Genomic DNA, 17,834 nt, shown 5'->3' with positions numbered 1-17,834 from the left:
ATGACGGACGCTGAAACAGCGTCACCGGTTTGACTTTCCCCCACCCTAGTGGCCGCGCCAACACCAGTGAGGGAACCTGTTCAATGTTTTGTCAAAACGCGGCGCGCCGTGGCGCGCGCACTTCTGCCCTGCTTCTGGCCGGCGCGGCCATGGCCCTGCCCGTGTTGGCCGCACCCGCTTTCGCAAGTGCCGCAGAACCCGCCCCCGGACCGGTGGCCGATCCCACGCTCACCAACACGCTCGACCAGATCGTGGTCACCGCGCAAAAGCGCAAGACCGACCTGCAGAAGACCCCGATCGCCATTTCGGTGCTCAGCAGCGAAGCGCTGGCCGATCGCCACATCCAGTCGCTGGTCGATCTGCAATCGGGCGGCGTGCCCAGCCTGCGCGTGGCGCCGTTCTATTCGCGCAATTCGGCGCTGATCATGAACATCCGCGGCATCGGCGTGCTGTCAGACAGCAACCAGCCCGCCCGCGACCAGGGCGTGGGAGTCTATGTCGATGGCGTCTATCTCGGTCGCGCCCAGGGCCTGGGCACCGCGCTTTACGACATCGAGAACATCGAAGTGCTCAAGGGTCCGCAGGGCACGCTGTTCGGCCGCAACACCGAAGGCGGCGCGATCAACATCGTGACCAAGAAGCCCAGCGGCGAATTTCACGCCAACGCCCTGGTCGGCGCCGGCAATTATGGCAGCTACAAGGGCGAGATTCACCTCGACCTGCCCAAGTGGGGCAACCTCGCGGCCAAGATCGACGGCGTCGTCTCGCACCGCGACGGCATGGTGAAAAACCCGCTGGCCGGGCAGACCGATTTCAACTTCTACACCAAGCGCGGCCTGCGCGGCGAAGTGCTGTGGACCCCCACGCCCGATTTCAGCGCCGACTATGCCTATGACACGTCGTACGACGCATCGAGCCCGCTTTATGCCCAGACCATCTCGGCTGGCACGTTGAAGCGCCCGTCGGCTTACCCGCTGGAACCCAACAGGGTGGACGTGGCCGCCGTGGGCGTGGTGCAGCAGCCCAGCGTGGGCAAGACCCACGGCCACCGCCTGCTGCTGGAATGGCACCTCAATCCCAACCTGCAGGTCAAGTCGATCGCGTCCTACCGCGAACTCACCCAGTCGCAGTATGACAACGGCTCTGCCACCACCAGTGCGATCAGCGCCACGGGCAATTTCACCGGCAGCAGCTTTGCCCGCTATTCGCTGGCGCAGTTCCGCCAGAACCAGGCGAGCGAGGAACTGCAACTGCTGGGCGACTATGCGCGGATCAAGTTCGTGGCCGGCGCGATGTGGTATCAGGAAAAGGTGCAGGACAACGCCCAGGCGTTCTACAGCATGAAGTTCACCGATGCCGCCGGCAGCGCCACCACGGTGATCCCCTATGTGAACTATGACGGCGTGACGATCGACCGCGCCAGCCATGTCACCACCACCAGCGTGGGCGTGTTCGGCCAGGGCACCTACACTCCGGCGGTGATGAACGACAGCCTGCACCTGACCGTCGGCGCGCGCTGGACGCACGACAAGAAGGAAGGCCAGCTCTTCACCGTCAACGGCGCCACGCCTTCGGTCAACGGCGTCACCGCGCCGCGCGTGCTCGATGCCAGCTGGTCGCGCGTCGATCCCATGGTCAACCTGGCACTCGATGCCAGCCAGGACGTGCATGTCTATGGCAAGTGGAGCACGGGCTACAAGTCGGGCGGCGCCAACTCGCGCTCGCTGACGTATGCGCCGTTCAACCCCGAAACCGTCTCGATGTTCGAACTGGGCGCCAAGACCGAATTCTGGGGCAAGCGCGCGCGCTTCAACGTGGCCGCCTACACCGGCAGCTACAAGAACATCCAGTTGGATTTCAGCGCCAACTACCTGCAATACGATGCCCAGGGCAACCTGCTCAACACCACCCGCACCACCACCGAAACCCACAATGCGCCGGGCACCGGCCGCCTCAAGGGGATCGAGGCCGATTTCACGGTCAAGCCGATCCCACAGCTCACGCTGGGCGCCAGCTATGCCTATACCAGCGTCAAGATCCCCAACACCTCCAACCCCTTCCCCCAGGCCAACGGCGTGATCATCACCACGCCGATCCCGATCACCCAGGTCTACACGCCCAAGCATGCCGCCAGCGGCACGGTGGACGTGGTCCTGCCGGTTGCCGCATCGGAACTGCGCGTGCACCTCGATGCCAACTATGACAGCGGGTTCTACGCCAACTATGTCGATCCCGGCTTCAACACCACGACAGGCCAAGTCACGCTGGCCCAGCCCAAGGGCGATGCCAGCGTCACCTTCAACGGCCGTGTGAGCCTGGCCGACATTGCGCTCGGGAATTCGGGCGCCCAGATGCAGGTCTCGGTCTGGGGCCGCAACCTCTTCAACGAACAGCACATGTTCTACAAGGCGGCGAGCGCGCTGGTGGGCACCTACGGCTTCTTCAACGAAGCGCGCACCTGGGGCGTGGAAGCACAGGTGCGGTTCTGATGCGCGCCGGGCGCTTCCTTGCGCTCGGCCTCGGGCTTGCCCTTACGGCAAGCCCGGCGCTGGCGCGCGTGCAAGATGCCATCGTCAGCCGGGTGGATGGCGGTGCACTGGTGGTCGATTGGCAGGCCAAGGGGCCGGTCGATGTCTATCTCGCCACGCGGCCCGATGCCCCGCTCAAGGCGGCGCGGCTGGTGCGTGCAGGCGTGCGCAACGGCCATGCCGGGTTCATGGCGCCGGCCAGCCCGCGCCCCTACCTGCGCCTGCGCGATCGCGGCGATGGCACGGTCGTGACGGTGGCCGAACGCCTGCTGCCGCTGGCGCAGGGATCGAACTTCCGCGATCTGGGCGGCTATCCCGCCGCCGATGGCAAGACCGTGCGCTGGGGCCTGCTCTATCGCTCGGGCGCCACCCCGCTCTTGTCTGACCGCGACGTGGCCCTGGTGCGCGGCCTTGGCCTCACCAGCATGGTCGATCTGCGTTCCGATGAAGAGCGCCGCCTGGCACCCACGCGTCTGGCTGGCCAGGTGCACCAGGATGCCGTGGCTTATTCGATGATGGCGCTGTTCGCCGGGGCCCAGGGCGGCAAGATGCCCAGCAACGGGGGCGCGCTCTATCGCAACTTCCCCACGTTGCTGGCGCCGCAGGTCAAGCTGGTGTTCGACCGATTGAAAGTGCATGCCGGCCCGATCGAATACAACTGCTCGGCCGGGCAGGATCGCACCGGGTTCATGACCGCGCTGATCCTGTCCGCGCTCGGCACGCCGCGCGATGTCATCCTGCGCGATTATGACCTCTCCACCGCGCTGCGCCGCCCGGAATGGGAAATGCCGAAAATCGATGCGGCCAAGGCCACCGATCCCGTGGCGAAGATGTTCGCCGGATACCAGGCCAATCCGGCCATGGCCCGGCCGCAGCCGTTGCACGATCCCGATGGCCGCCCGTTCCTGGCCAGCGCCCTGGACGAGATCGACAGCCGCTATGGCTCGGTCGAAGCCTATCTGGCGCAAGTGGCGGGCGTTAGCCCCGCCGATATTGCCGCGCTGCGCCGCACTTATACCGAATAGGCCAGATCGTCTGCCGGGGGCGGCGCATGGCGCGCTGCCCCCCACCACCAGCCCAGCCCCAGCACCAACCACCCCGTCCCCAGCATGAGCGCCCAGGCGCCCATCCCGGTAAGGATCACCGCAATCACCGCCAGGCCCACCATGGGCGAAGCAACGTGCAAGGCCAGGTTGCGCCGGGCATGGCGGCGGAAATGCACGAACACGCACACGTGCAGCAGGGCAAACCCGGTCAACGCGCCAAAATTGACCAGCGTGGCCAGGAAATCCAGCGCATCGCGAAAGGCCAGCGCCACCACCAGCGACAGCGCCGTGGTGGCCAGCATTGCCACCCACGGCGTGTTGTGGCGCGGATGCAGCCGGGCAAACACCGCCGGCACCTGCCCGTCGCGGCCCATGGCATAGAGCACGCGCGCCACCCCCACTTGCATCGGCAGGGCATTGGTAAAGCCCACCACCAGCGCGGTGAACCAGGCAAGGCCGGCGCGCGCCCAGCCGCCCAGGATCAGCGCGGCGATATCGTAATGCGCCCCGTCCAGGCTGGTAAAGCGCTGGCCCACCATGGCATTGCCCAGCACCCAGGTGGACAGCCCGAAGAACACCGTGGCCAGCGCCAGCACCGCCAGGATCGCCCGGCCCAGCGTGCGGCCGCTGCGATCAGCGGTATCCTCGGCCAGGGTGGAAACGGCATCGAACCCCAGGAAGCTGAGCACGCAGACCGACGTGCCCGCCAGCACCCCGTGCCAGGGCAGCGGATCGGCCCAGACCGGCGCGGGGGAAAACGCACGGGCCCAGCCCATAAACGCGATCGCGGCCGCCACCATCACGGCCATCACCACGATCTGCGCCACCACGCTCACCGCGTTGAACGCACTGGTCGATTTGATCCCGAACCAGTTGACCGCCGTGGTAAAGCCCAACAGCGCCACCACCCACACCGCGCGGTCCACCTGCGGCATCAACTGGCCCAGCGCCACGGCCATGATCACATAGACCAGCGAGGGGATCATCAGGTAATCGAGCAGGATCATCCACCCGCCCATGAACCCGGCAAACGGCCCCATCGCCGCGCGGGCAAAGCCATAGAGCGATCCGGCGCTGCGCACCTCGCGCACCATCACGGCATAGCTGGCCGCGGTAAACGCCATGCACAGCCCGCCCAGGATATAGGACAGCGCGATCAGCCCATGCGCCTTGCCCCAGACCACGCCCAGCGTGTTGAGCGGCGCCGTCGGCGCGATCAGCGCCAGGCCATAGCCGACCAGGTGCCAGAACCCCAAGTGCCCATGCAACGCACCGGCCCTACCCCCGCGCGCCTCAACCACGCGCAAACCCTTCCAGCACGTTGGCCACGTTGGTGCCGATGTCCCCCACGGCATAGCCGCCTTCCATCACGAACAGCGTGGGCAGGCCCAGCCCCGCCACGCGCGCGCCGATGCGGGTGAAATCGGGGCTGGCCAGCTTGAAATGACTGATCGGATCTTCCTCGAACGTGTCCACGCCCAGCGAGACGACCAGCGCCTGCGCGCCAAAGGCGGCAATCGCGGCGCAGGCGGTATTCAGCGCGGCCAGCCAGGCATCGGCCCGCGTGCCCCATGGCAGCGGCAGGTTCAGGTTGCAGCCCAGCCCGTCGCCGCTGCCGGTCTCGTCGGCAAAGCCGGCAAAGAACGGATATTCCACCGCCGGATCGCCATGGATGGAGGCAAAGAACACGTCGGCCCGGTCATAGAAGATCGCCTGCGTGCCATTGCCGTGGTGATAGTCCACGTCGAGCACCGCCACTTTCCCCACCCCGGCGTCACGCATCGCCTGCGCGGCAATGGCGGCGTTGTTGAGATAGCAAAAGCCGCCCATCGCCCGCGGCCCCGCGTGATGGCCCGGCGGCCGGCACAAGGCAAAGGCGGCGCGCTGCCCGCCCAGCACCGCGCTCGCCCCGGTCAGCGCGCAATCGGCGCTGGCCTGCACGGCGGCCCAGGTGCCCGCGGTGATCGGCACTGCGGCATCGATGCTGTAGAACCCCAGCTTGCCATCGATATGCGCCGGGGGGCGGTCCTGGCGCAGGTCGCGCGCCGGCCAGGCATAGGGCAGCGCATCGCCGGTTTCGCCCAGCGCGCTCCATTCATCCCACGCACTGGCAAGGAAATCGAGGTAATCGGGGGCATGAACCCTTTCCAGCGGGCCACGGCCATGCGGCGTGGGCGCCACCACCCGGCCCAGGGCGCGGGCGGTCACGCTGGCCAGGATCTGCTCCACCCGCGCCGGCATTTCAAAGCACGGCACGATCCGCCCACGATAGAATTCGCCCGCGCCATGGTGCAGGCGATGCGCGTCGCTGTGGATCGTCAACATGATGCCCCCCGGCTGCAATCCTGTGATCGCAGTATCATGACGTATTCATCGGCCAAGGCAAGCCACTTATCGCTGGTACAGCCGCCAGATCAGGGCGTGGCGCACATGGGCCACGCGCGGCTGGCGCAGCGCGGCGGGCGACCACAGCAGGTGATAGCTCAGATGGTCCTGCTCGGCCGCCGTGCCGGGAATTTCCATCAGGTCCCCGGCATCGAGATGATCGCGGCACAGGTATTCGGGCAAGACCGTCCACCCATGCCCGCCGCTCAACAGCCCGCGCAAGCTGCGCACATCAAGGCCCACCATCGCCGGCGTGGTGAGTTCGGGATTGAGGCCATTGTGCCGCAACCAGTTGTCGATCAACGGATAATCGAGCCCGTACGAGAGCAGCGGCAGCCCTGCCAGGAAAGTCGCCAGGTCGCTGCCCGCCGCAATCGCGGTGCGCAGGCGCTCCACCACGGCAGGCGCTGCCACGGCGCGGGTCGCCTCGTCGCGCAAGTGTTCGCCGCGCAGGCGCCGGTCCGCGGCGGGAAAGCCCGAAACACCAAGGTCTGCCTCGCCATGGATCAGCATCCGCTCGATCTCGCCCCGCGTGCCACCGTGCAGGCGCACGCGAATACCGCTTTCCAGGAGGGCGCCCAATTGCGGCGCCACCACTTCCGAGAGGAAATCGGGATGCCCCACGATCTGGATCGATCCGGCCAGGTGCGCCGAACGCGCGCGCGCCTGCGCCAATGCGGCTTCGGCCTGGTCCAGCCGGTCGCCGATATCGGATGCCAGTTCGTCCGCCGTGCCGGTGGGCACCACGCCGCGTCCGTGCCGCTCGAACAAGGGGCGGCCGATAGTCTCCTCCAGGCTGGCGATCTGCTGGGAAATGGCCGGCTGGGTCAGCCCCAGGTTGCGCGCCGCCGTGGTGAACGATCGCTGGCGATAGACTTCGACAAAGGCGCGCAGGCGGTTGAGCGACATGGCGCCATCCATAAGCAAATTTATGGCTGTTGGCCACACCGCTTGTTGGCGCGGCCCGGACCGTGCGCCTAGATGCCCTCTGGCCACGCCCGATGCCCTCCGCCAAGCCTTTCAGGAACCCGCCCATGCTCACCGATTGCCTTTACCAGGCCAGTGCCACCGCCACCGGCGGGCGCGAAGGCCAGGCTTCGACCAGCGACGGATCGCTGCATGTCTGGCTCGATCTGCCGGCCGAACTGGGCGGGCGGGGCCACGGCAACAATCCCGAACAGCTCTTTGCCACAGGCTATGCCGCGTGTTTTCTCAGCACGATGAAAACGCTTAAGAACCAGGGACATGCGCTGCCACCGAGCGATGCCCGCGTCACGGCCACGGTCGGGCTTGGCCCCCGCCCCGAAGGGGGTTTCGGCCTGGCGATCACGCTTTTGGTCTCCTTGCCGGGCATGGATCCAAATCGCGCCCAGGCGTTGATGGAGGCCGCCCACGGCGCCTGCCCTTATAGCCGGGCGATCGCGGGCAATGTCCCTGTTCACCTTTCCTTGGCATGATCGCATTCGCCGATCGGCCGATCCGGAGCACGTCCATGAAGATTCTTATGGTCCTCACCTCGCATAGCGATCTTGGCAGCACCGGGCACAAGACCGGCTTCTGGCTGGAGGAATTCGCCGCGCCCTATTACGTCTTCCGCGACGCGGGCGCGCAACTCGTCCTTGCCTCGCCCGCCGGCGGCCAGCCGCCGCTCGATCCGCGCAGCGACGAACCCGATGCGCAGACCCAAGCCACCGCCCGCTTCCGCGCCGATCCGGCCGCACAGGCCGCGCTTGCCCACACCCGGCCGCTGGCCGATGTCGATCCCGCCGATTTCGATGCCGTGTTCTATCCCGGCGGCCATGGCCCGCTGTGGGATCTGGCCGAAAGCGCGGTATCGATCGACCTGATCGAAGCATTCGATCGCGCCGGCAAGCCGCTTGGCCTGGTGTGCCACGCCCCGGGCGTGCTGCGCCATGTCAAGCGCGCCGATGGCCGCCCGATCGTCGCCGGGCGCCCGGTCACCGGCTTTTCCAACAGCGAGGAAGACGCTGTCGGCCTCACCGATGTGGTGCCGTTCCTGATCGAGGATGAGTTCAAGGCCCAGGGCGGCGATTATCGCAAGGGGCCGGACTGGGGCGTGTTCACCCTCGAAGACGGCAACCTCGTCACCGGGCAGAACCCGGCCAGTTCCGAAGCGGTGGCGCGCATCCTGCTGCGCCAGTTGCAAGCGGCCTGAACGAAAGCAGCCCGATCCCATGTCCCTCGTTCCCACACGCTGGCTCGCGCCGATGCTGTTCTCGGTGAAAACCGTATCGGCCGGGTTCCTTGCCCTGTGGATCGGGCTGTGGGTCGGGCTGCCCATGCCGTTCTGGGCGATGACCACCGCGTTCATCGTCTCCAACCCGCTCGCCGGGGCCACCCGCTCCAAGGCGATCTACCGCGTGATCGGCACGTTCCTGGGCGCGGTCTTTGCCGTGGCGGTGGTGCCGGTGCTGGTCGATACGCCGATGGTGCTTTCCAGCGTCCTGGCGCTGTGGGTGGGCGCGTGCCTCACCGTCTCGCTGCTCGATCGCTCGGCGCGGTCCTACACCCTGATGCTGGCGGGCTATACCGCGGCGATCATCGCGTTTCCTTCGGTCAATCATCCCGAAGCCGTGTTCGACACCGGTGTTGCCCGCGTCACCGAAATCACCCTGGGCATCGTGGCCGCCACGCTTACCCACAGCCTGTTCCTGCCGCAATCGGTGGCCGTGCCGCTGGGTGCGCGCCTGGAACGCTGGCTGGGCGATGCGCAAGCCTGGCTGGCCGATTGCGTGCGCGAAAGCGGCCCCCCGCGCCAATCCGTGCGCGAGCAGCAGCAATTGGCGGTCGACGTGGTCGATTGCGCGCTGATGGCCATTCACGTGCCCTATGATACCTCGCACTGGCGCGAGGCGACCGGCACCCTGCGCGCGCTGCTCGAACGCATGATCCTGTTGCTGCCGCTGCTTTCGGGCCTGGCCGATCGTCGCAGCGCCATCGCCACCGAAGATCATGATGGCGAACCCTGCCTCGATCCCGATCTGGCCGCCGCGCAGACCGCCACCCGCGCATGGATCGCGGCTGGCTGCCCCGCGCAAGATCGCCCCGCGATTGCCGTGCCCGAAAGCGTGCGCCCCGCCGTGTGGCACGATCTGCTCGCCACCAGCTATCGCGTGCGTCTGGCGCAAGTGGTCACGCTGCTGGCCGATTGCCGCCAGGCACTCGATCACTTGCGCGATCCGCACCTGCCGCTGCCGGCCTCGTTGCGCAGCCCGCGCGCCGCGCTGCGCCTGCACCAGGATCTGGGCCATGCGCTGATGGCCGGCCTTGCCGCCACCGTGGCGGTGATTGCCTGCTGCGCGCTGTGGATCTATTCCGGCTGGGCCGATGGCGCCGGCGCGGCGGCGATGACAGCGGTGTTCTGCTGCCTGTTTGCCGCGATGGACAATCCGATCCCGGTGATCCTGCGCTTTGGCGTGGCGATCTGTGCGGGGGTGCCGCTCGCGGGCATCTATCTGTTCGGCGTGCTGCCCTATGTCAGCGATTTTGCCGCGATGGCGCTGGTCATGGCGCCGCCGCTGCTGCTGATTGCCGCATTCATTCCCCATCCGCGCCTGGGCGGCCAGGCCACCGCCATGGCCATGGGCTTTTGCAGCGCGCTGGCCATCCAGGAAAGTTTCCACCCCGATTTCGAGCGGTTCGTGAACAGCAACATCGGCCAGGTCCTGGCCGTGGTGCTGGCCGCCGGGTTCACCGCCGGCTTGCGCAACCTGGGCACCGACGTGGCGATCGCGCGGCTGCTGCGCGCGCTGCAGCGCGATCTGGTGCGCCTGTCCACCACGGGCAGCCCGCCCGATCCAGGCCTGGCGCTCGCCCGCGTGATCGACCAGACGGCGCTGCTCACCCAGCGGTTGGGCGCCGATACCACCGGTGCGCTGGCTGCGCAGGCCGCCTTGCGCGAAGTGCGCCTGGCGATCAACCTGGTGGCGATCCAGCACGCCCGCGCGGCCGCACCGCTCCACCAGCAACGCGCGCTATCCAGCCTGCTGCGCGAAGCGGCGCGTTACTTCCGCGCGTGGCGGCCCGATGGAACACCGCCGCCCGACGCCCGCCTGCAGCACCGCATCGATCGCGCCCTGCGCCTGATCCTCAAGGATAACGCGGCCGTCACTCCGCCGCCCTTGCCGTTCGGCCACCCCGACGCGCCCGATGCGCCCCACGCCATCGCCGCGCTGATCGCGTTGCGCCGCAATCTTTTCCCCAACAGCCCAGGCCCGGCCCTGCCGGCCCCAGGAACCTTTATCCCCGTGGTGGAGCCATCGGCATGAACGCCCCGCACCCCGCCTTTTCCGAATACATGTTCGGCGAAGTCTTCGTGGCTTCCGCGCCGGTCACGGCCACCGTGGCGCTGATCCTGGCGCTGATCGTGCACCGCGTGCTGGTGGCCCTGCGCTTCTATCGCTGGGTCTGGCACCCGGTCCTGTTCGATACTGCCATGTTCGTGGCGTTCTGGGCGCTGCTTGTGCGCTTTCCCCAGTTGATCAATGGATGGCTCTGATGTCGCTGCTTGCTTCCCCCGCTTTTCGCAAGACCGTGCAGATCGGTGTCACTGGCGCGATCCTCGTCGTCGCCGCCATCGGCGCACGCAATCTCTGGCTGCATTACCAGGCCGATCCCTGGACCCGCGATGGCCGCGTGCGCGCCGACGTGGTGCAGGTGGCGCCCGATGTGCAGGGCCTGGTCACCCGCGTGGCCGTGGCCAACGACCAGCCGGTGCACAAGGGTGACGTGCTGTTCCAGATAGACACCGCCCGCTATGCCCTGGCCGTGCGCGAGGCCGAAGACGCGATTGCCCAGGCCGATGCCGGCATCACCCGCGCCCGCGTTGCCCTGGCCGAAGCCCGGCGCGAGGCGGCGCGCAACCGTAGCCTGGGTGACCTGGTGCCGCTGGAAGTGACCCAGCAAAGCGAAACCAAGGTTGCCGATGCCCAGGCCCAGCTCGCCACCGCGCAAGTCATGCGCGAAAACGCCTTGAGCCAACGCGAACTGGCCCGGCTCAACCTGTCGCGCACCACCGTGCGCGCTTCGGTCGATGGTACGATTTCCGACCAGACACTGCGGCCTGGCAACTATGTCGCGCCGGGCAAGGCGGTCATGGCCCTGGTCGATAGCAGCAGCTTGCGCATCGAGGGCTATTTCGAGGAAACCAAGCTGGCCCATGTGCATGTGGGCCAGGTGGCCACGGTACGCCTGATGGGCGAGGATCGCCTGCTCAAGGGCCATGTCACCTCTATCGCCATGGCGATCGAGGATCACGATCGCACCGGCAGCGCCAGCATGCTGCCCTCGATCAACCCAAGCTTTTCCTGGGTGCGCCTGCCCCAGCGCGTGCCGGTGCGCATCGCGCTGGATGAACGCCCCGCCGATGTCGCGCTGATCGCCGGGCGCACCGCCTCGGTCACGCTGGCGCCCGATGACCGGACCAATGATCGGAAGGAGCACGCCCGGTGAAGCGCACACTGCTGATCGGTGCCGGTCTGCTCGCGCTGGCCGGCTGCAAGGCGGTGGGGCCGGATTACCACCTGCCGCAAGATGCCGCGATCCAGCGCCCCGCGGCGCAGGGCGCGTTCCAGTCTGCCCCGGCGACGCTGACCACCGCCGATCCCCTGCCGGCGCGTTGGTGGCATCTCTATGATGATCCCGTGCTCGATGGGCTGGAGGAACAGGCGCTGGCCGCCAACACCGACTTGCGCGTGGCCGCCGCCAACCTGGCGCGCGCCCGCGCTGTCACGGCTGTCGCCGAAGGCGGCAAGGAACCCGATTTCAGCGTTTCGGCCGGTGCCCAGCACGCCCGCCTTTCGGGCGAATCCTATCTTCAGGAAGAGCAATTGCCGGTGGCCAACATTGGCGATGTCGGCGCGGAAATGAGCTACCAGGTCGATCTGTTCGGCCGCATCCGCCGCCAGATCGAGGCCGCCCGCGCCGACGAAGCGGCCCTTGCCGCCACGCAGGATGCGGTGAAAGTCACCGTCGCGGCCGATGTGGCGCGCGCCTATGTTGGCGTCTGCGCCGCGCACGAGGCCGAGGATCTGGCCCAGCGCGCGATCACCCTGCAAGGCCACCTGGTGGATATCAACCGCCGCCTGGTCGCTGCCGGGCGCAGCGCCACGCCCGATGTCACCGCCGCGCAAGGCCGCCTCGCCCAGGCCCAGGCCCTGCTGCCCACCTATCGCGCCGCCGCGCGCGCCGCGCTCTATCGCCTCGCCGCGCTCACCGGCAAAGTGCCGGCGGATTACCCGCGCGAGGCGGAAAGCTGCCGCGCCGTACCCGAACTGCGCGTGCCCCTGCCGGTGGGCGATGGCGCCGCACTGCTGCGCCGCCGCCCCGATGTGCGCGCCGCCGAACGCCAACTGGCCGGTGCCACCGCGCGCATCGGCGTGGCCACGGCCGATCTCTACCCTTCCATCGGCATTGGCCTCTCGGGCGGGTCCACCGGCTTTGTCAAAGACCTCGGCCTGCCTGCGGCCAATCGCTGGTCGATCGGCGGCCTGCTGCACTGGACGATCCCCGGCGCCGGGGCGCGCGCGCGGGTCAAGGCCGCCGATGCCAATGCCGATGCCGCGCTCGCCCATTTCGACGGCGTGGTGCTGGGTGCCTTGCGCGAAACCGAAACGGCGCTGGCCACGTACGCCGAAAACCACGATCGCCACGCCGCGCTGGACGAGGCGCTGGCATCCGCCCGTACCCAGGCCGACCAGGCCCGCCGCCTGCGCGAGGCCGGCCGCGCCGCGATCACCACCGACATCGGCGGTCGCCAAGGCGTGATCGGCGCGCAAGCCGCCGTGCTCAATTCGCGCGCGGAAATCGCCAACGACCAGATCAACCTGTTCCTGGCCCTGGGCGGGGGTTGGTGAATTGCCCCACCTTCGTCATTCCCGCGCAGGCGGGAATCCAGTAGCACCCAGGCATGAAGGATGACTTCGCCCCAGCGGTTTACATTCTTGCGTCAGCCCGAAACGGCACTTTGTATGTGGGCACCACGTCAAACCTTATCCGCCGCGTGGCGCAGCATCGCGCTGACCACTTCGATGGCTTCAGCTCCCGCTACGGAACCAAGACGCTCGTCTGGTTCGAAATGCATGCGACGATGGAACAGGCGATTTTGCGCGAGAAGCGGATCAAGAAATGGAACCGCGCGTGGAAGCTCAAACTGATCGAGGAAGCCAATTCAGCGTGGCGCGACCTCGCCACCGATCTGGGATTCGACCCGTTGCGCTGACTGGATTCCCGCCTGCGCGGGAATGACGAAGTTTATCGAACGGAGGGCAGGAACGGTTCTGTTGCATGCTCCCAAGCCGCAACTTTCCCTTCGTCATTCCCGCGCAGGCGGGAATCTAGTTCCCACGGCCAATGGCTGAGCCAGCCGGCTCTGGCCCTACGCCGGCGTGTCAGTTCAAACCGCCTCGAACCCCGCCTGCAACGGCACCTGGCGTATGCGCTTGCCCGTGGCGGCAAAGATTGCGTTGGCCACCGCCGGCGCAATCACGGCCGCAGGTGGTTCGCCCATGCCGCCCGGCGCATTGTCCGTCGGCATCACGTGGGTGATCACGCGTGGCGCCTCGTTCATGCGCAAGGGGCGCACATCGTGATAGTTGGACTGGGCAATGCGCCCCTTGTCCAGCGTCACCCCGCCATAGAGCGCGGCCGACAGGGCAAAGGTCACGCCGCCCTCGATCTGCGCTTTCACGCCCAGCGGATTTACCGCCGGTCCGCAATCGACCGCCACGGTCACCTGCGGCACGGCAATCTGCTTGTCCGCGCCCACTTTGACATGGGCCACCGCCGCCAGGCACGTATCCCAGATGTGCAGCACGGCCAGTCCCAGCCCTTCGCCCTTGGGCAGGGCCTTGCCCCAGCCGGCCTCTGTCGCCGCCTTTTGCAGCACGGCCCGCGCGCGCGGATCGGTAATCTGCGCCAGGCGCCAGGCCAGCGGGTCCCGCCCCGCCGCCAGTGCCAGTTCGTCGGCAAAGCTTTCGATCACGAAGGTGTTGCGCAGGCCGCCCACGCCGCGCCACCAGCCGGTGGGCATCGGGCTTTCCGATTGACGGAAGGTGACCAGTTGCGCCTGCGCGGCATAGAGCGGGGCCAGCGCGCCATCCACGGCATCGTCGTCCACGCCGTTGAACTTCTCGCCCAGCAGGCGCGCCATCACCGAAGAGCCGGCGATGCGGTGTTCCCAGGCCAGGACCTTGCCGCCGTTGTCCAGGCTGGCACTGATGCGATCGGCATAGGCCGGGCGCACCACATCGTGCTGGATGTCTTCCTCACGCGTCCACACCAGCTTCACCGGATAGGGCACTTTGGCCGCCAGGCTCACGGCGCGTTCCACCATGTCGGTTTCCAACCGCCGGCCAAAGCCGCCGCCCATCAGGAAGTTGTGCAGCCGCACTTTGTCTTCGGGCAGGCCCAGCACGCGGGCCGCAGCGGCGCGCGCGTCGCTCGGCACTTGCGTTCCGGTCCATACTTGCGCGCCCTGCGGGGTGACGTGGGCGGTGCAATTGCCCGGCTCCATCGTGGCGTGGGCCAGGAACGGCTGGTGATAGACCGCTTCCACCGTCTTGGCGGCGCCGGCGCGCGCGGCGGCCAGATCGCCCTGGGTCTTGGCCGTCACGCCGGGCTTGGCCACGGCCGCGTCGAGCGCAGCCACGACCTGCGACTGGCTTACGCCGGCATTGGCGCCTTCGTTCCAGGTGGGTGCGGCCGCTTCCAGGCCCTTCTTCGCGGTCCACAGGCTGTCTGCCGTCACGAACAGGCAATCGTCCAGCGCGATCACGTCGGCCACGCCCGGCACAGCCTTGGCGGCAGCGGCATTGTGGCTGGCCAGCTTGCCCCCGAACACCGGCGATTGCGCCAGCGTGGCAACTTTCATGCCCGGCAGCGTCACGTCGATGCCGAACAGGGCCTTGCCCCGCACTTTGTCGGCCGAATCGAGACGCTTGGTGTCCTTGCCGATCACCCGCCAGGCGGCTGCCGGTTTGGGCGTCGCATCGGTAGGCACATGGGCGGCGGCATCGGCCACCAGCGCGGAAAACGGCAGGCGCTTGCCCGATGCGGGGTTTACCACCGCGCCATCGGCCAGGGTCAGCCCGTCAGGCATCACTTTCCACGCCCTGGCCGCGGCATCGACCAGCGCCGCGCGCGCATTGGCCGCGGCCTGGCGCAGCGGTTTCCACAACTCGCGGATCGAGGTGGAACCGCCCGTGCCTGTGTCGATCGGCGCAAACCGGGCCTTGTCCGCCTCGGGTATCGAAACTTTCACCGCGCTGGGCGCCAGGCCCAGCTCTTCGGCCACCAGCATGGTCAGCGCGGTCATGATGCCCTGGCCCATTTCGGTCTTGGGCAGGGCGAGCGAGACGGCACCATCGGGCAGCACCGCCAGATAGCCATTGGCCGAAAGCTGCGTCGGCGCGGCCGACAGCGCACGGTGCAACGGCACGACCAGCGCGCCCGCCAGCACGGCAGAGCCGGCCAGGAAACCGCGGCGCGAGGTGGCGGCAGATACGGTCATCGTCTTCCCCCTCACGCCGGAAGCGTATCGGCGGCGCGATGGATCGCGGCGCGGATACGGTTATAGGTGCCACAGCGGCAGATATTCCCGCTCATCCCGGCGTCGATCGCGGCATCGTCGGGCTTGGGATTGGCCTTGAGCAGCGCAGCGGCCGCCACGATCTGCCCGGGTTGGCAATAGCCGCACTGGACCACGTCCAGCTCTTCCCAGGCCGCCGCCAGGGCCTGGCCCAGCGGTTGGCCGGTCAGGCCTTCCACCGTGGTCACGGCCTTGCCGGCCACGGCCGAAACCGGCGTCTGGCAGGCGAACAGGCGTTCGCCGTCTACCAGCACGCTGCACGCGCCACACAGGCCCGCTCCGCATCCGAACTTCACGCCGGTTACCCCGGCGATGTCGCGCAGCGCCCACAGCAGTGGCATGTCGTCTGCCACGGCCAGCGTGCGTTGCTTACCATCGATCGTCAGCGAAACGGGCATGTGCAGTGCTCCAGCCTGGAACCTGATCTAGGCGATCAGTGCAGGGTCTTGAGGTAGGCGATCACGTCGGCGCGCTTCTTGGCATCGGGAATGGCCACGACCATGCGCGTGCCCGGCACCAGCTTGCCCGGCGCGGTCAGGAACGCGTCCAGCGTCTTGGGGTCCCAGGTCTTGCCCGAATTCTTGAGCGCGGTGGAATAGGCAAACGGGGTGGAGCCGGCCTTGCGGCCCACCACGCCCCACAGGTTCGGCGCGGCAAAGCCCTTGGCGCCGGCGGTGTTCACATGGCACATCTGGCACTGCTGCTTGAACGTGGCGGCCCCGGCGCCGGCGTTCTGGGCGTGGGCCGCAGGCGCCGTCACGCTTGCAGCCAGGCCGATCAGGGCAGAAACAAACATTGGGATACGACGCATTATCGATCGTCCTTCAGGTTTTGATCGCGAAAATCCCGGCACCGCCTGGCACCGGGATCGTAAACTGGGATCGAAGACTTGGCCGTTTCCGGCCGCTGCCAACGCCATGATTGTGCACGATCCGCTGGCAAAGGTCCATCGATTCAGGCAGGCCTGCGCGCCTCACACGCCCAGCCGATCGCGCAGCGTGTACCACAGCGATCCCAGCGTGGAGAGCAGCGCGCGCAAGCGCTGCCCGCCGGGAAACGGCAGGTGCGGCAGATTGCCGAACACGTCGAAGCGCGCATGCTGCCCGCCGATCGCCTCGGCCAGCAGGCGGCCCAGCAACTGCGTGGTGGTCACGCCATGGCCACTGTCGCCGTGCGAATAATAGACGTGGGGTGACAGCCGGCCGATCTGCGGCATGCGGCTCAGCGTCATGGCAAAGGTGCCGCTCCACGCAAAGTCCAGCTTCACGTCCTTCAACTGCGGGAATGTCTTGACCAGGCCGGGGCGGATCTTGGCTTCCACGCTCGCCGGGTCCTGCCCGCCATAGACGATCCCGCCACCATAGAGCAGGCGCCCGTCTGCCGTGCGGCGGAAATAGTCGAGGATGTAGTTGGCATCTTCCACGCAGGCATCGCTGGGCAGAAGCTGCGCCGCCAGGTCGCCCAGCGGCTCGGTCGTGACGATCTGGCTCGACACCGGCATGATCTGCCCCGAAAGCCGCGGCATGGTCTTGCCCAGATAGGCATTGCCGCACACCACCAGCGTGTCGGCCACCACCTCGCCCTGCGCCGTCGTCACGCGCGGTCGCGGCCCGGCTTCGTCCACGCGCAACACCTGGCTGTGCTCGAACAGGCGCCCGCCCAGCGCCTCGAACGCGGCGGCTTCGCCCAGCAGGTAGTTGAGTGGGTGGAAATGGCCACGCAAGGGATCGAGAATGCCGCCGACATACCGGTCGCTCTGCACATGGGCGCGCAGCCCTTCGCGATCGAGCACCGCGATGGTCTTGTGGCCATGCGCGGCCCATACCTTGGCCTCTTCCTCCAGCCCGCGCATCTGCTTGGCCGTCAGCGCCACGCCCAGCCCGCCATCCACCAGGTCGCAAGCGATGCCATATTTGCCCACGCGTTCGCGGATGATGGCCGCGCCTTCCAGCGCCACTTTGCCAAGCTCGCGCGCCACGGCGGGCCCGTGCCGCGCCTCCAGCACATCCAGCCCGCGCGAATAGCCGTTGATCAATTGCCCGCCATTGCGGCCCGATGCGCCCCAGCCCACCCGCTCGCTTTCCAGCACGATCGTGTCGATGCCACGCTCGGCCAGTTCCAGCGCCACCGAAAGCCCGGTAAATCCGGCCCCGATCACGCAGACCGTGGCCCTGTGCGCCCCTTGCAGCACGGGCCGCTGCGGCGCGGGATTGGCGCTCGCGGCATACCAGGTGGGCATGCCGGCGTAGGAGGGCATAGCCTGCCCCA

General features: G+C 67.7%; 16 protein-coding genes. 9 read left to right on the top strand and 7 right to left on the bottom strand.

Annotation, left to right across the window (positions count from 1 at the left end; genetic code table 11):
- Window positions 1-83: 83 nt before the first annotated feature.
- Window positions 84-2,489 carry a TonB-dependent receptor gene (locus tag FHT19_RS01670; RefSeq protein WP_169473587.1) on the top strand — a complete coding sequence of 802 codons (2,406 nt, stop codon included), beginning with the start codon at window positions 84-86 and terminating at the stop codon, window positions 2,487-2,489.
- The gene (locus FHT19_RS01665) at window positions 2,489-3,553 is read left to right on the top strand and encodes a tyrosine-protein phosphatase (protein WP_169473585.1); all 1,065 of its coding nucleotides are present in this window, start codon (window positions 2,489-2,491) and stop codon (window positions 3,551-3,553) included. The genes FHT19_RS01670 and FHT19_RS01665 overlap by 1 nt, the downstream gene beginning before the upstream one ends.
- On the opposite strand, the gene FHT19_RS01660 is transcribed toward FHT19_RS01665, so the two are convergent.
- From FHT19_RS01660 to FHT19_RS01650, 3 genes are all read right to left on the bottom strand, one after another.
- A complete protein-coding gene (locus tag FHT19_RS01660; protein ID WP_248290227.1) occupies window positions 3,541-4,830 on the bottom strand; it encodes an APC family permease in 1,290 nt (429 codons plus the stop codon). The genes FHT19_RS01665 and FHT19_RS01660 overlap by 13 nt on opposite strands.
- 37 nt (window positions 4,831-4,867) lie before the next feature.
- Complete coding sequence (locus FHT19_RS01655; protein WP_169473581.1) at window positions 4,868-5,899, bottom strand: histone deacetylase family protein; 1,032 nt, start codon at window positions 5,897-5,899, stop codon at window positions 4,868-4,870.
- A gap of 66 nt (window positions 5,900-5,965) precedes the next feature.
- The gene (locus tag FHT19_RS01650; RefSeq protein WP_168554084.1) at window positions 5,966-6,868 is read right to left on the bottom strand and encodes a LysR family transcriptional regulator; all 903 of its coding nucleotides are present in this window, start codon (window positions 6,866-6,868) and stop codon (window positions 5,966-5,968) included.
- A gap of 125 nt (window positions 6,869-6,993) precedes the next feature.
- Here FHT19_RS01650 and FHT19_RS01645 point away from each other — a divergent pair, with 125 nt between their 5' ends.
- From FHT19_RS01645 to FHT19_RS01615, 7 genes are read left to right on the top strand one after another with little or no spacing between them, the layout of a single operon-like run.
- The gene (locus tag FHT19_RS01645) at window positions 6,994-7,416 is read left to right on the top strand and encodes an organic hydroperoxide resistance protein (protein WP_168554083.1); all 423 of its coding nucleotides are present in this window, start codon (window positions 6,994-6,996) and stop codon (window positions 7,414-7,416) included.
- 35 nt (window positions 7,417-7,451) lie between these two features.
- Window positions 7,452-8,135, top strand: a complete 684-nt coding sequence (locus FHT19_RS01640; protein WP_169473579.1) for a type 1 glutamine amidotransferase domain-containing protein — start codon at window positions 7,452-7,454, stop codon at window positions 8,133-8,135.
- Window positions 8,136-8,154: 19 nt separating this feature from the next.
- The gene (locus tag FHT19_RS01635; protein WP_169473577.1) at window positions 8,155-10,248 is read left to right on the top strand and encodes an FUSC family protein; all 2,094 of its coding nucleotides are present in this window, start codon (window positions 8,155-8,157) and stop codon (window positions 10,246-10,248) included.
- Complete coding sequence (locus FHT19_RS01630; RefSeq protein WP_248290226.1) at window positions 10,245-10,478, top strand: DUF1656 domain-containing protein; 234 nt, start codon at window positions 10,245-10,247, stop codon at window positions 10,476-10,478. The genes FHT19_RS01635 and FHT19_RS01630 overlap by 4 nt, the downstream gene beginning before the upstream one ends.
- On the top strand, window positions 10,478-11,431 hold the full coding sequence (locus tag FHT19_RS01625) for an HlyD family secretion protein (protein WP_211184797.1): 954 nt from the start codon (window positions 10,478-10,480) through the stop codon (window positions 11,429-11,431). The genes FHT19_RS01630 and FHT19_RS01625 overlap by 1 nt, the downstream gene beginning before the upstream one ends.
- Window positions 11,428-12,834, top strand: a complete 1,407-nt coding sequence (locus FHT19_RS01620) for an efflux transporter outer membrane subunit (RefSeq protein ID WP_169473573.1) — start codon at window positions 11,428-11,430, stop codon at window positions 12,832-12,834. The genes FHT19_RS01625 and FHT19_RS01620 overlap by 4 nt, the downstream gene beginning before the upstream one ends.
- A 53-nt stretch (window positions 12,835-12,887) precedes the next feature.
- Window positions 12,888-13,199: a GIY-YIG nuclease family protein gene (locus tag FHT19_RS01615; protein WP_169473571.1), complete on the top strand. Its 312-nt coding sequence runs from the start codon at window positions 12,888-12,890 to the stop codon at window positions 13,197-13,199.
- A 174-nt stretch (window positions 13,200-13,373) separates the two neighbouring features.
- On the opposite strand, the gene FHT19_RS01610 is transcribed toward FHT19_RS01615, so the two are convergent.
- The 4 genes from FHT19_RS01610 to FHT19_RS01595 all read right to left on the bottom strand — a co-directional run bounded on the left by FHT19_RS01610 (window position 13,374) and on the right by FHT19_RS01595 (window position 17,823).
- A complete protein-coding gene (locus FHT19_RS01610; RefSeq protein ID WP_169473569.1) occupies window positions 13,374-15,488 on the bottom strand; it encodes a molybdopterin cofactor-binding domain-containing protein in 2,115 nt (704 codons plus the stop codon).
- 11 nt (window positions 15,489-15,499) lie between these two features.
- Entirely contained in the window at window positions 15,500-15,964 is a 465-nt protein-coding gene (locus FHT19_RS01605) for a (2Fe-2S)-binding protein (protein ID WP_168554077.1), read from the bottom strand.
- Window positions 15,965-15,999: 35 nt separating this feature from the next.
- Complete coding sequence (locus FHT19_RS01600) at window positions 16,000-16,377, bottom strand: c-type cytochrome (protein WP_168554076.1); 378 nt, start codon at window positions 16,375-16,377, stop codon at window positions 16,000-16,002.
- A gap of 162 nt (window positions 16,378-16,539) precedes the next feature.
- Window positions 16,540-17,823 (bottom strand): FAD-binding oxidoreductase, encoded by a 1,284-nt coding sequence (locus FHT19_RS01595; protein WP_169473567.1) that lies wholly within the window; start codon window positions 17,821-17,823, stop codon window positions 16,540-16,542.
- Window positions 17,824-17,834 lie beyond the last annotated feature (11 nt).

The sequence above is a fragment of the Novosphingobium sp. SG919 genome (genome assembly GCF_012932495.1).
Taxonomy (GTDB): domain Bacteria; phylum Pseudomonadota; class Alphaproteobacteria; order Sphingomonadales; family Sphingomonadaceae; genus Novosphingobium; species Novosphingobium rhizosphaerae.
The sequence above is the reverse complement of the archived record's forward strand: the minus strand, read 5'-3'. Positions and strand labels throughout refer to the sequence as shown.

What these genes read in the sequence shown, in the direction of transcription:
- FHT19_RS01670 (WP_169473587.1), top strand. Translation starts at nt 84, where the DNA reads ATGTTTTGTCAAAACGCGGCGCGCCGTGGCGCGCGCACTTCTGCCCTG.
- FHT19_RS01665 (WP_169473585.1), top strand. Translation starts at nt 2,489, where the DNA reads ATGCGCGCCGGGCGCTTCCTTGCGCTCGGCCTCGGGCTTGCCCTTACG.
- FHT19_RS01655 (WP_169473581.1), bottom strand. Translation starts at nt 5,899, where the DNA reads ATGTTGACGATCCACAGCGACGCGCATCGCCTGCACCATGGCGCGGGC.
- FHT19_RS01650 (WP_168554084.1), bottom strand. Translation starts at nt 6,868, where the DNA reads ATGTCGCTCAACCGCCTGCGCGCCTTTGTCGAAGTCTATCGCCAGCGA.
- FHT19_RS01645 (WP_168554083.1), top strand. Translation starts at nt 6,994, where the DNA reads ATGCTCACCGATTGCCTTTACCAGGCCAGTGCCACCGCCACCGGCGGG.
- FHT19_RS01640 (WP_169473579.1), top strand. Translation starts at nt 7,452, where the DNA reads ATGAAGATTCTTATGGTCCTCACCTCGCATAGCGATCTTGGCAGCACC.
- FHT19_RS01635 (WP_169473577.1), top strand. Translation starts at nt 8,155, where the DNA reads ATGTCCCTCGTTCCCACACGCTGGCTCGCGCCGATGCTGTTCTCGGTG.
- FHT19_RS01630 (WP_248290226.1), top strand. Translation starts at nt 10,245, where the DNA reads ATGAACGCCCCGCACCCCGCCTTTTCCGAATACATGTTCGGCGAAGTC.
- FHT19_RS01625 (WP_211184797.1), top strand. Translation starts at nt 10,478, where the DNA reads ATGTCGCTGCTTGCTTCCCCCGCTTTTCGCAAGACCGTGCAGATCGGT.
- FHT19_RS01615 (WP_169473571.1), top strand. Translation starts at nt 12,888, where the DNA reads ATGAAGGATGACTTCGCCCCAGCGGTTTACATTCTTGCGTCAGCCCGA.
- FHT19_RS01610 (WP_169473569.1), bottom strand. Translation starts at nt 15,488, where the DNA reads ATGACCGTATCTGCCGCCACCTCGCGCCGCGGTTTCCTGGCCGGCTCT.
- FHT19_RS01605 (WP_168554077.1), bottom strand. Translation starts at nt 15,964, where the DNA reads ATGCCCGTTTCGCTGACGATCGATGGTAAGCAACGCACGCTGGCCGTG.
- FHT19_RS01600 (WP_168554076.1), bottom strand. Translation starts at nt 16,377, where the DNA reads ATGCGTCGTATCCCAATGTTTGTTTCTGCCCTGATCGGCCTGGCTGCA.
- FHT19_RS01595 (WP_169473567.1), bottom strand. Translation starts at nt 17,823, where the DNA reads ATGCCCTCCTACGCCGGCATGCCCACCTGGTATGCCGCGAGCGCCAAT.